The sequence below is a fragment of the Chromatiales bacterium 21-64-14 genome, from assembly GCA_002255365.1.
Lineage (GTDB): Bacteria > Pseudomonadota > Gammaproteobacteria > 21-64-14 > 21-64-14 > 21-64-14.
The window spans coordinates 1-15,435 of record NCBI01000016.1 but is presented as its reverse complement, the minus strand read 5'-3'; the positions used below and the strand labels follow the sequence as shown (position 1 = coordinate 15,435).

Below are 15,435 nucleotides of genomic sequence, written 5' to 3'. Positions count from 1 at the left end.
GGCGGCGAACCGGGTGCCCCGCAAGGACGCGGGCCTTCGGGGGTGAGGGCACCTATGCACGTTCCCCGCCCCGTGTTACCACCGTGCTGCCCTGCTGCGGCCGCTACTTGACCCGGAACTTTTTCTACATCCGTTCAAGGAGAGAGAACCTATGCCCATCCAAGTGGACGGTAAGACCCTGGCCACCGACCAGGAGGGATTCCTGCTTGATCCCTCCGAGTGGAACCGTGGGGTGGCCGAATTCATTGCTCAAGGCGAAAATCTGGATCTGACCGCAGACCGCTGGACGGTGGTGGAATTCGTGCGCGAGTACTTCGAAGAGCGCCAGACCGTTCCTGAGGCCCGTACGGTGTTGAAGATGATGGGCGAGCGGCTCGGCAAGGAACGCGGTACCCGCCGCGCTCTTCATGACCTGTTTCCCTACGGCTACGGTCAACAGGCCTGCAAGATCGCAGGCATGCGCAAGCCCCTCAAATTGATGCTCGACGTGTAACCCCCGACGGAAACGTCATTGTCTAAACTATATTTTTCAGGCGCATTCCCGCGGCCTGCGGGCTGGTGGGGCGGGCTGTTTTACGGGTAGGCTACCGCGAGGGCTACGCCGCTCGCGGGCGGCCAGTACGGAGGGGTGAGCCATGCGAAATCTGACGACCCGGCTGAGCACAGTGTTCGCTGCGGGATGTATCGGCGGGCTGCTGAACAGCGTGGCGGTGTGGGGCTTCGGAGCGCAGGGGATCACCCAGCGGTTCGGTGTCCACATCGCGCCTGGGTGGCACCCGGGGTGGCTGTATCCACGCATCGTTTGGGGGGGCATCTGGGCGGCGCTGTTCCTGTTGCCGGTGTTGGCCGGAAAGACCTGGGTGCGCGGATTACTGTTTAGCTTGGTCCCCACCGCAGTGCAGCTCCTGGTGGTGTTTCCCATGAAGGCCCATAAGGGTATGTGGGGCCTGGAACTGGGCGCCTGGACTCCGGCCTTTGTGGTGTTCTTCAACGCGGTGTGGGGGCTTGCGGCGGCGGCGTGGTTGCGCATGGCCGGTGCGCGTTAGGGCAGATTCCAGTGGTTAAGGCACCGACTGTGCGACCGCCGGGAGTGCGCCTCATCGCCTGGATGTGGATCCTCACCGGGGTCATGAACGCATACTCGGCGGTGGCCGGGTGGTTCGGCGCCGGCATGGTGCGGGGATTGCTTGGGCAGGCGCAACTCTCGCCCCATACCACGGTGGCCTTGGCTCTACCCCTGTTCATGGCCCACCATGCTGACGCGTTGGGGGTGTTCCAATTGGGTAGCGCGGCCTTGGCGATCCTCGCGGGGATCGACTTCCTGCGCTTGCGTGCCTGGGCACGCGCCTGCCTGGAAGCCCTGTCCTGGTTGTCCTTGGCGTATATCCTGGCGGGCGCGGTGTATTGGTGGCTGGCGTGGAGCGCCATCACTGCGGGCGGCTCGGTGGCCGGCGTCGCCGTGGACCTCGCGCCCTATCGCACCCCGGGCCTGGTGCTGGGATGCGTGCTGGTGTTGGCCTTCGCGATACCCATGGGGCTGGTGATCCGCACGCTGCGTGGCTCCGCAGTGCGGTGCGCGGTGAGCGCTGCGGGCTGAGCCGGCCCCGCGCCGTAGCCGTGCTTCGGCCCCAGCGTGGTGCGCGGTGCGGGCGCAGCCGACGGCACGGGCGGCGTTGCGGTAATACCGGCCGGTGCGCAGGGGTCCAAATACAACACAGGAGTCAACCGGAATGGGATCGGAACCGGACAACAACCGCGTAGTGGTGGTGGATGTGCGTATGCCGTTTTGGTCCATGGTGGTGTTCATGGTGAAGTGGGCGATCGCCTCGATCCCGGCGTTGTTCATCCTGGCGGCGATCGGATCCCTGATCGTCATGCTGATGGGGGGGATGGGCGCGCGCATAGGCATGCCCATGTAGCGCTCCGGCATGCAGGCACCCCTGGTCACCGTGGCGTTGCAACACACCCTGCACCGCGAGATTCCGCTGACGCGCGCCATGGGCGTGAGCGTAGCGTCCTATGATGGCTTCCGCCTCGTTCTGCGTGCGCCTCTGGCCGCCAATCTCAACCACCAGCACACGGCTTTTGCTGGCAGTCTGAACGCCCTGGCTACGGTGGCTGGGTGGGGCCTGCTGCACCTGCTGGTGGAGGCGTACGGGGTTCCGGCTCAGGTCGTGATCCAGGACGCCCAGGTGGAGTACCGCAGGCCGGTGACCGGGGACCTCGTGGCGATCAGCGAGGTTCCGGATCTGGCGGCGCGGGAGCGGTTCTGTGCCGCACTGTCCCGGCGTGGACGGGGGCGCATTGCGCTGGAGTCCCGGATCGAATGCGCCCCGGGGCGGATCGCCGTGCGGTTCCGCGGCCGTTATGTCGCCCGTGCGTCCTGAACCGTTTCCGGGACCGGAACGGTGGCCCCGGGCAGGGTGCGGAGTTGCCGCGTGAGGTGTCCTGCAAGGTCGTGGGCAATCGGCGCCAGCCGGTCTGGCCCTCCCAGGTCCCGCAGCTGGGTTACCCGCAGCCCGGGTTGTCCGCACGGATCGATGCGCTGGAACGGCTCCAGGTCCATGGCCACGTTCAGACTGAGGCCGTGATAGGCGGCGCCGCGCCGCACCCGCAACCCCAGGGCCGCGATCTTGGCGCCGTCCACGTATACCCCGGGCGCGCCGGTCTGACGGGCGGCGCGGATCCCATAGTCCGCCAACAGATCCACGACCGCCTGCTCCAGCCCATGCACGAAGGTCTTGACGCCGACGCCGCGGCGCGCCAGATCCACGAGACAGTAGGCCACCAGTTGACCGGGTCCGTGGTAGGTCACCTGGCCGCCTCGGTCGCAGGGCACCACCGGGATCTGCCCGGGGCGTAACAGGTGATGACGGCGCCCGTTCAGGCCCAGGGTATACACCGGTGGGTGTTCCAGCAGCCACAGTTCGTCCCGGGTGTCCGGGCCGCGTTGTTCCGTGAAGGCCTGCATCGCCCGCCACGTCGGTTCGTACGCGACCTGACCCAGGTGGCGGAGACGCGGATCGGCGGTGGGCACGTCCATGGCGGGTTTACAGCACGAGGGCGATGCGATCGCAGGCCGTGAGGTCGCAGTAGATGGCGTCCAACTGGTCCTGGCTGGCGGCGGTGACCGTGACTGTGACGGCGACATAGCGCCCGCCACGGCTGGGGCGCGTGCGCACCGCCCCTTCCCCCAGGCCCGGGACGTGGCGCCGCACGATGGTCACCACCAGCTGATCGAAATCGGGCGTGGCGGCCCCGAGCACCTTGATGGGGAATTCACATGGGAACGTCAGTGCTGCGGGATGGGGTTCACGCATGGCAAGGCCTCGCCGGAGAATCCCATTGTACCGGCTGGGCACCCGGGAGGCGAAACAGACCCGCGTTGCGGGCCTTCGGAGCGCCTCAGCCCGCGCGCAGGTGCGCCTTGTAGTCCTGAAACAGCGCGTGCATCCGCGCCCATTGGGGTCCGGGATGGCCGGTGCCCACCGCCCGGCCGTCGAGCCGGGTCACGGGCAGGATCTCCCGGGTCGAACTGGTGATCCACAACTCCTCCGCATTCTCCAGCCATGGGGCGGGAATCGGCGTCTCGCGGGCGGCGATGCCATGCTCCCGCGCCAGTTCCAGGATCAGGTCCCGGGTGATGCCCGGCAGCAGAAATGGACCCTTGGGGGGGGTAAGCAAGACGCCGTCGCGCACCAGGAACAGATTGCTGGCGGCCCCCTCGGTGGCCTCCCCGTCGCGGATCAGGATCGCCTCCGCGCAACCCGCGTCGATGGCCTCTTGGCGCAGGAGCAGATTGGCCAGCAGGGTGATCGCCTTGATGTGACAATATTTCCAGCGGGTGTCCTCACGGGTCACAGCCGCGACCCCTTCGGTTGCCAGCGCCGGCGGCGGTGGGCCGATGGGACTGACGGATGCGAAGACCGTGGGGGTCACGGCGGCCGGGAAGGCATGATCCCGCTTGGGTGCGGCGCCCCGGGTGACCTGGAGGTAGACCGAGCGGTCGCCGGTTCCATTGGCCTCCAGCAACTGCTGCAGGATGGCGGCCCACTGGTCCCGGGGGTGCGGGTTGGCGATGCGAATCCCCGCGAGGCTGGCTTCCAGCCGCGCCAGGTGTTCGTCCAGGCGGAACAGACCCGGACCATAGGCGGGGATGACTTCGTAGACGCCGTCCCCGAACAGAAAGCCCCGGTCCATCACCGGGACCCGGGCCTCCTCCAGGGGCAGGAAACGTCCGTTGAGATAGGCAATGCTCATGGGTGCGGGCTGCGGGCACCCCGCACCGGGACACCGCCGGCGCGGGTCTCAGTCATGAAAGCGCATCCGCACGTCGTCCTTGAGCCGCTGCCACAACGAGCCTTCCGCGACGCTGTGAAGGGCGATCAGCGGCTCCTGGGCCAGCAGGGTCTTGCCCAGGGACACATTGACCTGGCCGTAGGTTTGGCCTTTGGTGACTGGCGCCACCATGGCCTTGTCCACATCCATGACGGGTTTCAGGCTCTGGGACTGTCCGCGTGGAAAGGTGACGCTCAGGTCCTGGGACACGCCCAGGGGCACGCGATGCACCGCGCCTTTCCATACCCGCGCTTCGGTGATCGGCTGGCCCGCCTTGTACAGGGTGCGGGTTTCATAGAAGCGGAATCCATAGTCGAGCAGGGCTTGGCTCTGGGTGACGCGCCCGTTGTCACTGTCGGCCCCCATCACCACGGAGATCAGCCGCATGTCGCCGCGCTTGGCCGAAGCGATCAGGCAGTATCCCGCCTCCTCGGTGTGGCCGGTCTTGAGGCCGTCCACGGAGGGATCACGCCACAGCAGCCGGTTGCGGTTGTACTGTGTGATGTGGTTAAAGGTGTAGTGCCCTTCTTTGAAGTAGTGGTAGTACTCCGGGAAATCGAGGATCAACGCCCGCGTCAGTATCGCCAGGTCGTGGGCGGTGCTGTAGTGGTCTGGTTTGGGCAGGCCGTCGACGTCCGCAAAATGGGTGTTTTTCATGCCCAATTGTTGCGCGGCCTGGTTCATGAGCTGCACGAAGGCCGACGTGGAACCCGCGACGTATTGGGCAAGGGCCACGCTGGCGTCGTTGCCGGACTGCACCACCATCCCCTGTATCAGATCTTCCACCGGTACCTGCGTGCCCACTTGCACGAACGTGCGTGAGCCACCGGTCTGCCACGCCTTCTTGCTGATGGTTACCTCATCGGTGAGGTGTATGCGTCCGGCCTTCAGTTCCCGGAAGTCGATATAGGCGTTCATGAGCTTGGTGAGGCTGGCGGGCTGCTCGCGCGTGTCGCCCTTGGACTCCGCCAGGATCTTCCCGGTGGTGGCATCCATCAAGACATAACTTCGCGCGGCCAGTTGCGGCGCGGATGGTACCGGCAACGGATCGGCGTACAGGGTGGATGGCAGGCTCGCCCACAGCAGGGCGGTGGCGGCAAACAACACTTGAGTGATTCGCTGGTGCACCACGAGCGGTTCCCTCTCTACTGGTGGATGGCAGGTCCGGTACCGGCAACCGCCGGGACGTGCGATTTTCGGGGGCGGAGGCGGCGCGGATCCCGGAAGTCCGTTCGAGCCGTGATGGCCCGGACAGTGGCCGCCGTACGGCAGCTAATAGTAACGCAAATTTCCATCGAGTGGTGCCACCGATCTTTGGGTATCCGGGGACGTTCTGCGCCCGCCGAAGCGGCGGGCTCAGTCGGCCACCAACTGTGGTTGGCGTACACCATAGCGCAGCAGGGTGTGGGCCATATGGTCCGCTTCCCGTACCGTCTCCAGCGGTCCGATCCGAACCCGGTAGAGGCGCACGCGGTGCCGATAGCTGGAGAGGATTTCCACATCGGATAGATTCGCCTTTACCAGTCGTGCACGGAGCCGTTCGGCGTTCCCCCGATTCGTGAATGCGCCCACCTGCAGGTAGTACGGCCCATGATGCGTATCGCCGGGCGCGACGCGGGATGGTTCGTGCCGCGCCGGTTGCGCCGGCGGATCCGGCTCAGCGGCGGCGATCCGGACGGGCAGCGCCGGCTGTTCGGTAATTTGCGGGCGTGCCGGGGGATGGCGCGGGTCGATGGCGCGGATCTCCACCGGCGCGGTCCCCTGTCCGAGCATCCCGAGCTTGGCGGCCGCGGCCCAGGACAGATCCAGGATGCGGTTGCGGGCGAACGGTCCGCGGTCGTTGACCCGCACGATTACCCAGCGGTGGTTGCGCAGGTTGGTGACCCGGATGAAGGTTGGGATGGGAAGTGTGCGGTGCGCGGCGGTCATCGCATACATGTTGTAGGGTTCGCCGCTGGCGGTGCGCCGGCCGTAAAACTTGGTCCCGTACCAGGAGGCGATCCCGCGCTGCACGAAGCCCTCGCTGCTGGCCATTACGTAGTAACGCCGGCCGTAGACCACGTAGGATGATGGATTACCAAAGCGGCTGAGTGGTTCCACCCGCGGTACCGCGTTGGGAATGGCCGCCACGTCTACTGGCCGCGAAGGACCACCGTCGCTGCGCAACGGCATAGTGCCGCAACCCGTCAGCAGCAGGGCCCCCGCCCAGATTAGCACCCATCCCAGGGATGTGTGCCGGATCCAGCGCCGGGTCATGGGTTGCGTCGGTCCCGGGCGGCGCGGATCTCCCGGCTCAACTGGAACACGGCCATGGCGTACAAGGCGCTATGGTTATAACGGGTGATGACATAGAAGTTGTGGAAACCGGCCCAGTACTCATCGCCTTGAGGTCCTTTCAGACGCAGTAGGGCAACCGGTTGGTCCTGGGGAGCGGGATCCGCCGCAACGACGCCGAAGTTGCTCAACTCGGCCAGCGTGTAGCGTGGGGTCGGGTCATTGTTCTTCAGTAGATCCTGGTAGCGGTCGCCGCTTACGCGTACTCGGACGGCCACGGGCGCTCCCGCGGTCCAGCCGTGCGCGTTGAGATAGTTGGCGACGCTACCGATGGCGTCGGCGGGACTGTTGAGCAAGTCGCGCCGGCCGTCGCCGTCGAAATCCACCGCGTAGCGTCGGTAGCTGCTAGAGATGAACTGCGGCATGCCCATGGCGCCGGCATAGGAGCCCTTGATCGCCAGAGGATCTAAGTGGTTGTCTCGGGTGAGCAGCAGGAACTGCGCGAGCTCGCTGCGAAAGAACGCGCTGCGTGGTGGATAGTCGAATGCCAGGGTGGTGAGGGAATCCAGCACCGGGATCGTGCCGACATGGCTGCCGTAGCGGGTCTCCACCCCGATGATGCCGGTAACGATCTGCGGCGGTACCCCATAGCGCTGCTGGGCGCGTTGCAGGATATCGGCGTAGCGATCCCAGAAGACCGCACCACCCTGGATCCGCGACGGCGTCAGAAATATGGCGCGGTAGCGGTACCAAGGCAGTGCCTCGGCGGGCCGCTGCATCGCGGCCAGCACGCCGGGCAGGATCCGGGCCTTCGCGAACAGCGCATCGAGCTGGGGTCGGGAGAACCCGTGGTCGCGGACCATTTCCGCCACGAACGGTTGCAGTTCATGCTGCGGTATCGGAGCGCGGTTGGCGGAGGAATAGGCGCAACCCGACGGCAACCCGATCCCCAACAGCGCTCCGGCCACCAGGATCCGGCACGGATGGGCCGCGCGCCGCAGCACGCGGGTCATCAGACCTGAGATATCGGATGGGCTCACGTCGGCAGCAGCTTCCGGTGGGTGTGGATCGACATCAGGATACCGAATCCCGCCATTATGGTCACCAACGACGTACCGCCATAGCTGACCAGCGGCAGTGGCAGTCCGACCACCGGCAGGAGCCCGGTTACCATGCCGGCGTTGACGAACACGTAGAGGAAGAAGGTCAGGGCGACGGCGCCGCCCAGCAGCCGCGCATAGGTGGTCTGCGCCTGGGTGGCAATATAGAGGCCGCGCACCACAATGAAGAGGTACAAGGCGAGGAGCACCAGGATGCCGAACAGTCCGAATTCCTCGCCGAACACCGCCAGGATGAAGTCGGTAGAGCGTTCCGGCAGGAACTCCAAGTGGGACTGGGTGCCGTTCAGCCAACCCTTGCCGTAGAGTCCTCCGGAACCCAAGGCGATCATCGACTGGATGATATGGTAGCCGGCGCCGAGGGGGTCGCTCTCCGGATTGAGGAAGATCAGGACCCGCTGGCGCTGGTAGCCGTGCATGAAATGCCACAGGAGCGGGATCAGGGCGGCGCTCAGCAGCAGCAGGGCGACGATCACGCGCCAACGCATCCCGGCGAGGAACAGCACGAAGAAGCCCGCGCCGGCGACCAACAGAGCGGTACCGAGATCCGGCTGTTTTGCGATCAGAGCGGTAGGTATCAGGATCATCACTAAGGCGATGAACAGGCGCAGGCGGTTCGGCGGCAGGGCCTTGTCGTCCAGATACCACGCGATCATCATCGGCACCGCGAGTTTCATCATTTCGGCGGGTTGGAACCGGAAGAACCCCAGGTTCAGCCAGCGTTGCGCTCCCTTCCCGGTATATCCAAAGATTAGTACCGCGATCAGCAGCAGCATGCCCGTGACGAATACCGCCGGGGTGATGCGCTTGAGGAAATGGGGAGGCACCTGGGCCAGCACCAGCATCACGACCGTGGCGATTCCCAGGCGCAGCACCTGGTGCCAGACGTGCTGGATATCCTGATCAGTGGCGCTGTAGAGGATCGTGAGGCCGATGGCGGCCACCGTCAGTGCCCCCACGAGCAGCGGCGGGTCCAGGTGCAGACCCGAGGTGACCCAGCGCAGCCCCGGTCCGCGGTCGCGTTCGGCCCCGCCGATGGTGATCCTTGGGATCATTGACCTTGACCTTCGTTCACCAGGTATTCATCCATCACCTTGCGCGCGATGGGCGCCGCCACAGCGCCGCCGCCGCCGCCGTGTTCCACCACCACGACAACAACGATCTTTGGTTTTTCCGCCGGGGCGAAGCCGATGAACAGGGCGTGATCGCGCAACCTCCACGGCAGGTTCTTTTCATCATACTCGTCGTTCTGGCTCACGCCGAACACCTGTGCGGTGCCGGTCTTGCCGGCAATGGTGTATTTCGCCCCCTCTCCGGCCCGGTGGGCGGTACCGTGGATACTACTGATCACATCGGTCATGTCGGTGATCACATCGGTCCAGTAATCCGGATTGGACAACAGGATGGAGGGCCGGTGCTGGGGGGGGGCCACGGTCAGCTTGCCGTTCCGTGGGTTCTGGGTGGCGTAGAGTAAATGGGGGATGATGCGCTCGCCGCGGGTGGCCAGGGTCGCGGTGGCGACCGCGAGCTGGAGTGGCGTGATCAGGGTGAAACCCTGGCCGATTCCGTTGATCAAGGTTTCTCCTGGGTACCACGGCTCATTCCGGGCGCGGCGCTTCCACGCCCGGGACGGCAGCAGGCCGGGTTTCTCGCCGGGCAGATCCACCCCGGTGTCGGCGCCGAAACCGAAGCGGCTCAGAAAGGCGTGCATGCGGTCGATGCCGAGGGCATGGGCCAAGCCGTAAAAATACACGTCGCAGGATTGCACGATGGCCGAATTCAGGTTCACCAGGCCGTGTCCCCATCGCTTCCAGTCCCGGTATTTGTGGCTGTCACCGGGCAACTGGTAATAACCCGGACAAAATACAGTGGTGGACGGTGTGACCACGTTGTCTTCCAGCCCGGCAAGGGCCATGAAGGGCTTGATGGTGGAGCCCGGCGGGTACATCCCCCGGGTCGACCGGTTGAACAGCGGGCGCCTACGGTCATCTTGCAACGCCTTATAGGCCTTCGGATCGATACCGTTGACGAAAGCGTTGGGATCATAAGTGGGCGTACTGACCAAGGCCAGCACGTCGCCGTTGTTGGGGTCCAGGGCGACCACCGCCCCATCGTAGTCCCCCATGGCCTGTTCGGCCGTGGCCTGGAGTTTGGCATTCAGGGTCAGGTACAGGTTCTCCCCCGGGGTGGGATTGTCGCGTTGCAGAACCCGCAGCGCTCGCCCCTGGGCATTTACCTCCACCTGTTCCAGCCCCACATCCCCGTGCAACAGCGCTTCGTAGGACTGTTCGAGGCCCACCTTCCCGATATGGGAGGTGCCGGCGTAGGCGGTGGTGTCCAGCCGTTTCAACTCGGATACGTCGATGCGGCCTACGTAGCCCAGGACATGCACCGCCAGCGGTCCCAGTGGGTAGTCGCGGCTCAGCCGGGCCACCACCTCCACGCCGGGGAAACGCCAGCGGTTTACCGCGAAGCGGGCCACCTCCCGGTCACTCAAACGAAACCGCAGCGGGATGCTCTCGAAGCTCGGTTTCTGGGTCATTAACCGGCGGAAGCTCTGGATGTCACTGGCGCTGATGGCAATGAACTTGCGCAGTTCGGCGATGGTCCGGCTTAGGCGTTTGACCTGTTCGGGGGTGATTTCAAGACTATAGGTAGGGATATTTTCCGCCAGCACCACCCCGTTGCGGTCATAGATCAGGCCCCGGGTCGGCGGAATCGGCAGGAGCTTGACACTGTTTTCCTTGGACAGGGTGGCGTAGCGCTCGTGGGACAGCACCTGCAGGTATATCAGACGTCCTACCAGCGCCGCGATCAGCAGGCCGACGATTACCACGGCCCAGGTGGCGCGGGCGATCATTATCTGACTCTCCGCCAGATAGTCCTTGATGGTGATGCGACCGGCCATCAGGCGGGGTCCGGGGACGACGCACGGACTCGGGCGCCGGGGAATGGCGCCGCCTGAACGCGGTGTCCGGAGGCGTTGGGAGCGAAGCAGGAGATCACGATCACCTCAACCACTGCCGATCGTGGGCCACGACCCGATCAGCCTCATGCGGGTTCAAGCGACGCGGAACCGTCGGCGCAGGCCCCGCAGGACCAGAAACACCGCGGGCCACAGCATGGTCCCAGTGACGGACGGCGCCCAGTAGAGCCAGGTGCGGGCGGGATGCCCGATGATCCCGTTTATCCATAGCAGCACAAGCTGGTATAGCGCTAGCAGCACCAGCACGCTCAGGGCTTGCTGCCACATGGGATAGACCCGGATTCGCTGGTGCAGTTTCAGAGTGAGGAATGCGACCACGGTCAGCCCGAGGGCGTGCTCACCCATCAACCCGCCCTTCAGCACGTCCGTCAGCAGCCCGGCCAGCCAGGCGATGCCCACCCCGACCCGTTCCGGGAGCGCCAGGCACCAGTAGACGAGTACCAGCGCGGTCCATTCCGGCCGGAACAGCTCGGCCGAGCCGGGCAGCGGCAGGATGGTGAGCGCCATCGCCGCCACAAAGCTGAGCACGATTACCCAACCGCCGTGATGACGGGCAAGGATCATCGGTGGCCCGCGGCGGCGGACCGGGGCCGCGTAGCGGGGGCTACGGAATTGGTCCCGCAGGGGCCCGTTTCCGGCCAGACCAGCATCACTTCGCGGCTGCGTTCCAAGTGCGCCGTGGGGATGGCGGTAACGTTCGCGAAGGGTTCACCCGGGTCGTGACGGACGGCGGAGACGCGCGCCACCGGATAACCCAACGGGAAGCGCCCGCCCAGCCCGGAGGTGACCAGCAGATCTCCGACGCGGATATCGGCATTGTTGGGCAGGTGGGGCAGGTCCAATCGGCCGATGTTCCCGGTGCCCATCGCAATGGCGCGCAGGCCATTTCGGTTGACTTGCACCGGGATCGCGCTGCTGACGTCGGTAATCAGCACCGCCGTGGCGCTCAGCGGGCCGACATGGATTACTTGCCCCATGACGCCGTCGGCGTCGAGGATCGGTTGCCCCACGCACACCCCATCCAGGCTGCCCCGGTTGATGGTCACATGATGCTTGTAGGGGTCCAGATCGACGGCCATGATCTCTGCGATGCGGATTCTGCCGCTCACCTGGGCCGAGGACCGGCGCAGGACACGCAGTCGCTGGTTCTCCGCCTCCAGGGCCGACATCCTCTGGAGCTCGGTTTTGAGTATGAACTGTTGAGTGCGTAGCGCTGAGTTCTCTTCCAGGAGGTGACGGCGCGAGGTCATGTTCTCGGAAGTCCAGCGCCCGATGGCCACCGGCAGATCGACCAGGTATTCCAATGGGTATACCACCACCGAGAGCGCGCTGCGCAGGGACTCGAGATGGTGAGCACGGTGATCCACGGTCATCAATAGTATCGAGGCCAGCGCGAACACCACCAGCCGCGAAGTGATGGATGGGCCTTGTGTGAACAGCAGCTTTATCGGTACAACCCCGCGTTCCCGGCCGGACGGAACGCCATATCAATCGACCAGGAAGAAGTCGCTGCCATGCTCGCTGATCAGTTCCAGGGCGCGGCCACCGCCCCGTGCCACGCACGTGAGGGGGTCCTCTGCCACCACCACCGGCAGCCCGGTCTCTTCCATCAGGAGCCGGTCCAGGTCGCGCAGCAGGGCGCCCCCGCCGGTGAGCACGATCCCGCGTTCGGCCACGTCCGAGCCCAGTTCCGGCGGCGTTTGTTCGAGCGCGGTCCTCACCGCGCCCACGATGCCCGAAAGCGGTTCCTGCAGCGCTTCCAGGATCTCGTTGCTGTTGAGCGTGAAACTGCGCGGCACGCCTTCGGCCAGATTACGTCCTTTGACCTCGATTTCGCGCACCTCGTTCCCCGGGAACGCGGATCCGATCTCGTGTTTGATGCGCTCCGCAGTGGTCTCCCCGATCAACGTCCCGTAGTTGCGCCGCACGTAGTTGGCGATGGCGTCGTCGAATTTGTCACCACCGATGCGTACCGAGGCGGAATAGACGATGCCGTTCAGGGAGATCACCGCCACTTCCGAGGTGCCGCCGCCGATGTCCAGTACCATGGAACCCCGCGCCTCTTCCACTGGCAGGCCGGCCCCGATCGCCGCCGCCATGGGCTCTTCTATCAGGTAGACCTCGCGGGCCCCGGCGCCGGCCGCGGACTCGCGGATCGCGCGCCGCTCCACTTGGGTGGAGCCGCAGGGGACGCACACCAGGACGCGGGGGCTGGGGCGGAATACCTTGTTTTCATGCACCTTGCGGATGAAGTACTGCAACATCTTCTCGGTGACGGTGAAGTCCGCGATGACGCCCTCCTTGAGAGGTCGGATCGCGGTGATGTTGCCCGGGGTGCGGCCGAGCATCCGCTTGGCCTCGATACCCACCGCGGCGATTGAACGCGGACCACCTGGCCCCCGGTCTTGGCGGATCGCCACCACCGACGGCTCGTTGAGTACGATCCCCTGGCCCCGGACGTAGATGAGGGTGTTGGCGGTACCCAGGTCAATGGACAGATCGTTGGAGAAAAGCCCCCATAAGCGTTTGAACATAGGACGTGTTCCGCCTCCAGCGCGTGATGTGCCGATACTCTAGCAGCGGGGGCGATTTTGGGCAAGGACGCAGGTATGATAACCGGCTGTGGCTCGGGAGCCCCGATACTCGGCGTGTGATACGGACGGAAGCGATGGCACTGGGACCCTCCGAAGTGAAGAAGATCGCGCGGCTGGCGCGTATCGCGGTCCGCGCGCAGGACATGGACGAATATGGCCGCAACCTCTCCCGCATCCTGGAGTTCGTGGAGCAGATGAACGCGGTAGAGACCCGCGACGTGGAGCCCATGGCCCATCCGCTGGAGGCGATCCAGCGCCTGCGTCCGGATCAGGTCACGGAAACGGATCAGCGGGCGCATTTCCAGACGGTGGCACCCAAGGTGGAGGGCGGGTTCTATCTGGTACCCAAGGTTATCGAATAAGCCTTGACCCGTGTGCCGGCGGCGCGCGTCCGCCCGGCGAATGAATGCCTGGAAACCGCATGCACAACAAGACCGTCACTGAATTGTCCGCCGGGCTCGCGGCGCGCGAGTTCTCCAGCGAGGAACTTACCCGCACCTTGCTCGACCGGGTGGAGCGGCTCGACCCGCGGCTCAACAGCTTCGTCACCGTGACCGCGCCCCAGGCGCTGGAGGCCGCGCGGCGTGCGGATCGGCGGCGCGCCGCGGGAGAGGCCGGGCCCCTCACCGGCGTGCCGATTGCCCACAAGGACATCTTCTGTACCCTGGGTGTGCGTACCAGTTGCGGCTCGCGGATGCTGGATAACTTCACCGCGCCCTACGAATCCGCGGTCACCGAGCGGCTCCAAGACGCCGGGATGGTGATGCTGGGCAAGACCAACATGGACGAGTTCGCCATGGGCTCCTCCAGCGAGACCAGCTATTACGGGCCGGTACGCAATCCCTGGGACACGGAGACCGTCCCCGGCGGATCGTCCGGCGGTTCCGCCGCCGCGCTGGCGGCGCGGCTGGTGCCCGCCGCCACTGGGACCGACACCGGGGGATCCATCCGCCAGCCCGCGGCCTTGTGCGGGATCACCGGCCTCAAGCCCACCTACGGACGGGTGTCGCGCTACGGGATGATCGCCTTTGCCTCCAGCCTCGACCAGGGCGGGCCCATGGCGCGCTGCGCCGAGGACCTGGCTTGGCTGTTGGGGGCCATGGCCGGTTTCGATCCGCGGGATTCCACCTGCGTGGATCACCCGGTGCCGGATTACGCGGCGCCGCTGGCGGCGCCACTGGCGGGGTTGCGGGTGGGCCTTCCGAAGGAATACTTCTCCGCAGGGCTGGAGGCGCGCGTGGGCCGGGTGGTGGAGGAGGCGGTGGCGGAGTATCGCCGTCTGGGGGCCGAGGTGCGGGAGATCAGCCTCCCCAACACCCGCCTTTCGGTCCCGGCCTACTACGTGATCGCCCCAGCGGAGTGTTCTTCCAACCTGTCGCGCTTCGACGGGGTGCGCTTCGGCTATCGTTGCGAGGCCCCGGAAAACCTGGAGGACCTGTACACGCGGTCACGGGGGGAGGGCTTCGGCGCGGAGGTGAAGCGGCGCATCCTGGTGGGCACCTACGTCCTGTCGGCGGGCTACTACGATGCCTATTACCGCAAGGCCCAACAATTGCGCCGCCTGATCCGCGACGACTTCCAGAGCGCTTTCCGGGAGGTGGACGTGATCATGGGGCCCACTTCCCCCACGGTGGCGTTCCGCCTGGGGGAACGGATGGACGACCCGGTGACCATGTACCTGTCGGATCTCTATACCATCGCGGTGAACTTGGCGGGCCTGCCGGCCCTGTCGCTCCCAGCCGGGTTCGTGGACGGTTTGCCGGTGGGCCTGCAGTTGATCGGAGACTACTTCCAGGAAGGGCGGCTGCTGAATGCAGCCCACCAGTACCAACAGGTTACTGACTGGCACCGGCGGGTACCACCGGGATTTTAGTGTAGGCCCAACGGTCGTGATATCGGCTGGGGTGGCGTGTAGCACGCAGGAATCGGAAAGCGGGACGGTCATGGCAGAGTGGGAAGTCGTCATCGGGTTGGAGATACACGCGCAACTCGCCACGCGTAGCAAGATCTTTTCATCCGCGGCCACTGCCTATGGGGCGCTACCCAATACCCAGGCCTGCGCCGTGGATCTGGGATTTCCGGGGGTGTTGCCGGTGCTCAACGAGGCGGCGGTGCGCATGGCCGT

The 15,435-nt window shown here is 65.6% G+C and carries 19 protein-coding genes; 8 read left to right on the top strand and 11 right to left on the bottom strand.

Annotated features, from left to right (window positions below):
• Positions 1 to 151 precede the first annotated feature (151 nt).
• The 5 genes from B7Z66_09015 (at position 152) to B7Z66_08995 (ending at position 2,387) form a co-directional block, all read left to right on the top strand.
• A complete protein-coding gene (locus B7Z66_09015) occupies positions 152 to 493 on the top strand; it encodes a hypothetical protein (protein ID OYV76339.1) in 342 nt (113 codons plus the stop codon).
• A gap of 142 nt (positions 494 to 635) precedes the next feature.
• The gene (locus B7Z66_09010) at positions 636 to 1,046 is read left to right on the top strand and encodes a hypothetical protein (protein ID OYV76338.1); all 411 of its coding nucleotides are present in this window, start codon (positions 636 to 638) and stop codon (positions 1,044 to 1,046) included.
• Positions 1,047 to 1,108: 62 nt separating this feature from the next.
• Complete coding sequence (locus B7Z66_09005; GenBank protein ID OYV76337.1) at positions 1,109 to 1,597, top strand: hypothetical protein; 489 nt, start codon at positions 1,109 to 1,111, stop codon at positions 1,595 to 1,597.
• A 133-nt stretch (positions 1,598 to 1,730) separates the two neighbouring features.
• Entirely contained in the window at positions 1,731 to 1,919 is a 189-nt protein-coding gene (locus B7Z66_09000) for a hypothetical protein (protein OYV76336.1), read from the top strand.
• Between the two features lie 9 nt (positions 1,920 to 1,928).
• On the top strand, positions 1,929 to 2,387 hold the full coding sequence (locus B7Z66_08995) for a hypothetical protein (protein OYV76335.1): 459 nt from the start codon (positions 1,929 to 1,931) through the stop codon (positions 2,385 to 2,387).
• Here B7Z66_08995 and B7Z66_08990 read toward each other — a convergent pair.
• The 11 genes from B7Z66_08990 to B7Z66_08940 all read right to left on the bottom strand — a co-directional run bounded on the left by B7Z66_08990 (position 2,366) and on the right by B7Z66_08940 (position 13,250).
• The gene (locus B7Z66_08990) at positions 2,366 to 3,043 is read right to left on the bottom strand and encodes an octanoyltransferase (GenBank protein ID OYV76334.1); all 678 of its coding nucleotides are present in this window, start codon (positions 3,041 to 3,043) and stop codon (positions 2,366 to 2,368) included. The two genes, B7Z66_08995 and B7Z66_08990, sit on opposite strands and share 22 nt — an antisense overlap.
• 7 nt (positions 3,044 to 3,050) lie before the next feature.
• The gene (locus tag B7Z66_08985) at positions 3,051 to 3,320 is read right to left on the bottom strand and encodes a transcriptional regulator (protein ID OYV76333.1); all 270 of its coding nucleotides are present in this window, start codon (positions 3,318 to 3,320) and stop codon (positions 3,051 to 3,053) included.
• Positions 3,321 to 3,405: 85 nt separating this feature from the next.
• A complete protein-coding gene (locus tag B7Z66_08980) occupies positions 3,406 to 4,260 on the bottom strand; it encodes a D-amino acid aminotransferase (GenBank protein OYV76332.1) in 855 nt (284 codons plus the stop codon).
• Between the two features lie 48 nt (positions 4,261 to 4,308).
• Positions 4,309 to 5,469, bottom strand: a complete 1,161-nt coding sequence (locus B7Z66_08975) for a serine-type D-Ala-D-Ala carboxypeptidase (GenBank protein ID OYV76331.1) — start codon at positions 5,467 to 5,469, stop codon at positions 4,309 to 4,311.
• Positions 5,470 to 5,694: 225 nt separating this feature from the next.
• Complete coding sequence (locus B7Z66_08970; GenBank protein ID OYV76330.1) at positions 5,695 to 6,594, bottom strand: hypothetical protein; 900 nt, start codon at positions 6,592 to 6,594, stop codon at positions 5,695 to 5,697.
• Positions 6,591 to 7,625, bottom strand: coding sequence for a lytic murein transglycosylase B (locus B7Z66_08965; GenBank protein ID OYV76379.1), 1,035 nt, complete (start codon positions 7,623 to 7,625; stop codon positions 6,591 to 6,593). The genes B7Z66_08970 and B7Z66_08965 overlap by 4 nt, the downstream gene beginning before the upstream one ends.
• Before the next feature lie 23 nt (positions 7,626 to 7,648).
• Positions 7,649 to 8,785 (bottom strand): rod shape-determining protein RodA, encoded by a 1,137-nt coding sequence (locus B7Z66_08960; protein ID OYV76329.1) that lies wholly within the window; start codon positions 8,783 to 8,785, stop codon positions 7,649 to 7,651.
• Positions 8,782 to 10,638 (bottom strand): penicillin-binding protein 2, encoded by a 1,857-nt coding sequence (locus B7Z66_08955; protein OYV76328.1) that lies wholly within the window; start codon positions 10,636 to 10,638, stop codon positions 8,782 to 8,784. Before B7Z66_08955 ends, B7Z66_08960 begins: the two co-directional genes overlap by 4 nt.
• 153 nt (positions 10,639 to 10,791) lie before the next feature.
• A complete protein-coding gene (locus B7Z66_08950; protein OYV76327.1) occupies positions 10,792 to 11,280 on the bottom strand; it encodes a rod shape-determining protein MreD in 489 nt (162 codons plus the stop codon).
• The gene (locus B7Z66_08945) at positions 11,277 to 12,155 is read right to left on the bottom strand and encodes a rod shape-determining protein MreC (protein OYV76326.1); all 879 of its coding nucleotides are present in this window, start codon (positions 12,153 to 12,155) and stop codon (positions 11,277 to 11,279) included. Before B7Z66_08945 ends, B7Z66_08950 begins: the two co-directional genes overlap by 4 nt.
• A 48-nt stretch (positions 12,156 to 12,203) precedes the next feature.
• Entirely contained in the window at positions 12,204 to 13,250 is a 1,047-nt protein-coding gene (locus tag B7Z66_08940; GenBank protein ID OYV76325.1) for a rod shape-determining protein, read from the bottom strand.
• Between the two features lie 134 nt (positions 13,251 to 13,384).
• Between B7Z66_08940 and B7Z66_08935 the strand changes: the two genes are divergently transcribed.
• The 3 genes from B7Z66_08935 to B7Z66_08925 form a co-directional block, all read left to right on the top strand.
• Complete coding sequence (locus B7Z66_08935; protein ID OYV76324.1) at positions 13,385 to 13,672, top strand: aspartyl/glutamyl-tRNA(Asn/Gln) amidotransferase subunit C; 288 nt, start codon at positions 13,385 to 13,387, stop codon at positions 13,670 to 13,672.
• 59 nt (positions 13,673 to 13,731) lie between these two features.
• Positions 13,732 to 15,183: an aspartyl/glutamyl-tRNA amidotransferase subunit A gene (locus B7Z66_08930; GenBank protein ID OYV76323.1), complete on the top strand. Its 1,452-nt coding sequence runs from the start codon at positions 13,732 to 13,734 to the stop codon at positions 15,181 to 15,183.
• Positions 15,184 to 15,253: 70 nt separating this feature from the next.
• Positions 15,254 to 15,435: aspartyl/glutamyl-tRNA amidotransferase subunit B (locus B7Z66_08925; protein OYV76378.1), on the top strand; the 182-nt coding region annotated here is incomplete at its 3' end.

Coding starts and splice junctions, on each gene's coding strand:
- B7Z66_08955 (OYV76328.1), bottom strand. CDS start 10,638: ATGGCCGGTCGCATCACCATCAAGGACTATCTGGCGGAGAGTCAGATA.
- B7Z66_09015 (OYV76339.1), top strand. CDS start 152: ATGCCCATCCAAGTGGACGGTAAGACCCTGGCCACCGACCAGGAGGGA.
- B7Z66_09010 (OYV76338.1), top strand. CDS start 636: ATGCGAAATCTGACGACCCGGCTGAGCACAGTGTTCGCTGCGGGATGT.
- B7Z66_08930 (OYV76323.1), top strand. CDS start 13,732: ATGCACAACAAGACCGTCACTGAATTGTCCGCCGGGCTCGCGGCGCGC.
- B7Z66_08940 (OYV76325.1), bottom strand. CDS start 13,250: ATGTTCAAACGCTTATGGGGGCTTTTCTCCAACGATCTGTCCATTGAC.
- B7Z66_08950 (OYV76327.1), bottom strand. CDS start 11,280: ATGATCCTTGCCCGTCATCACGGCGGTTGGGTAATCGTGCTCAGCTTT.
- B7Z66_09005 (OYV76337.1), top strand. CDS start 1,109: ATGTGGATCCTCACCGGGGTCATGAACGCATACTCGGCGGTGGCCGGG.
- B7Z66_08980 (OYV76332.1), bottom strand. CDS start 4,260: ATGAGCATTGCCTATCTCAACGGACGTTTCCTGCCCCTGGAGGAGGCC.
- B7Z66_08990 (OYV76334.1), bottom strand. CDS start 3,043: ATGGACGTGCCCACCGCCGATCCGCGTCTCCGCCACCTGGGTCAGGTC.
- B7Z66_08985 (OYV76333.1), bottom strand. CDS start 3,320: ATGCGTGAACCCCATCCCGCAGCACTGACGTTCCCATGTGAATTCCCC.
- B7Z66_08965 (OYV76379.1), bottom strand. CDS start 7,625: ATGACCCGCGTGCTGCGGCGCGCGGCCCATCCGTGCCGGATCCTGGTG.
- B7Z66_08995 (OYV76335.1), top strand. CDS start 1,929: ATGCAGGCACCCCTGGTCACCGTGGCGTTGCAACACACCCTGCACCGC.
- B7Z66_09000 (OYV76336.1), top strand. CDS start 1,731: ATGGGATCGGAACCGGACAACAACCGCGTAGTGGTGGTGGATGTGCGT.
- B7Z66_08960 (OYV76329.1), bottom strand. CDS start 8,785: ATGATCCCAAGGATCACCATCGGCGGGGCCGAACGCGACCGCGGACCG.
- B7Z66_08970 (OYV76330.1), bottom strand. CDS start 6,594: ATGACCCGGCGCTGGATCCGGCACACATCCCTGGGATGGGTGCTAATC.
- B7Z66_08935 (OYV76324.1), top strand. CDS start 13,385: ATGGCACTGGGACCCTCCGAAGTGAAGAAGATCGCGCGGCTGGCGCGT.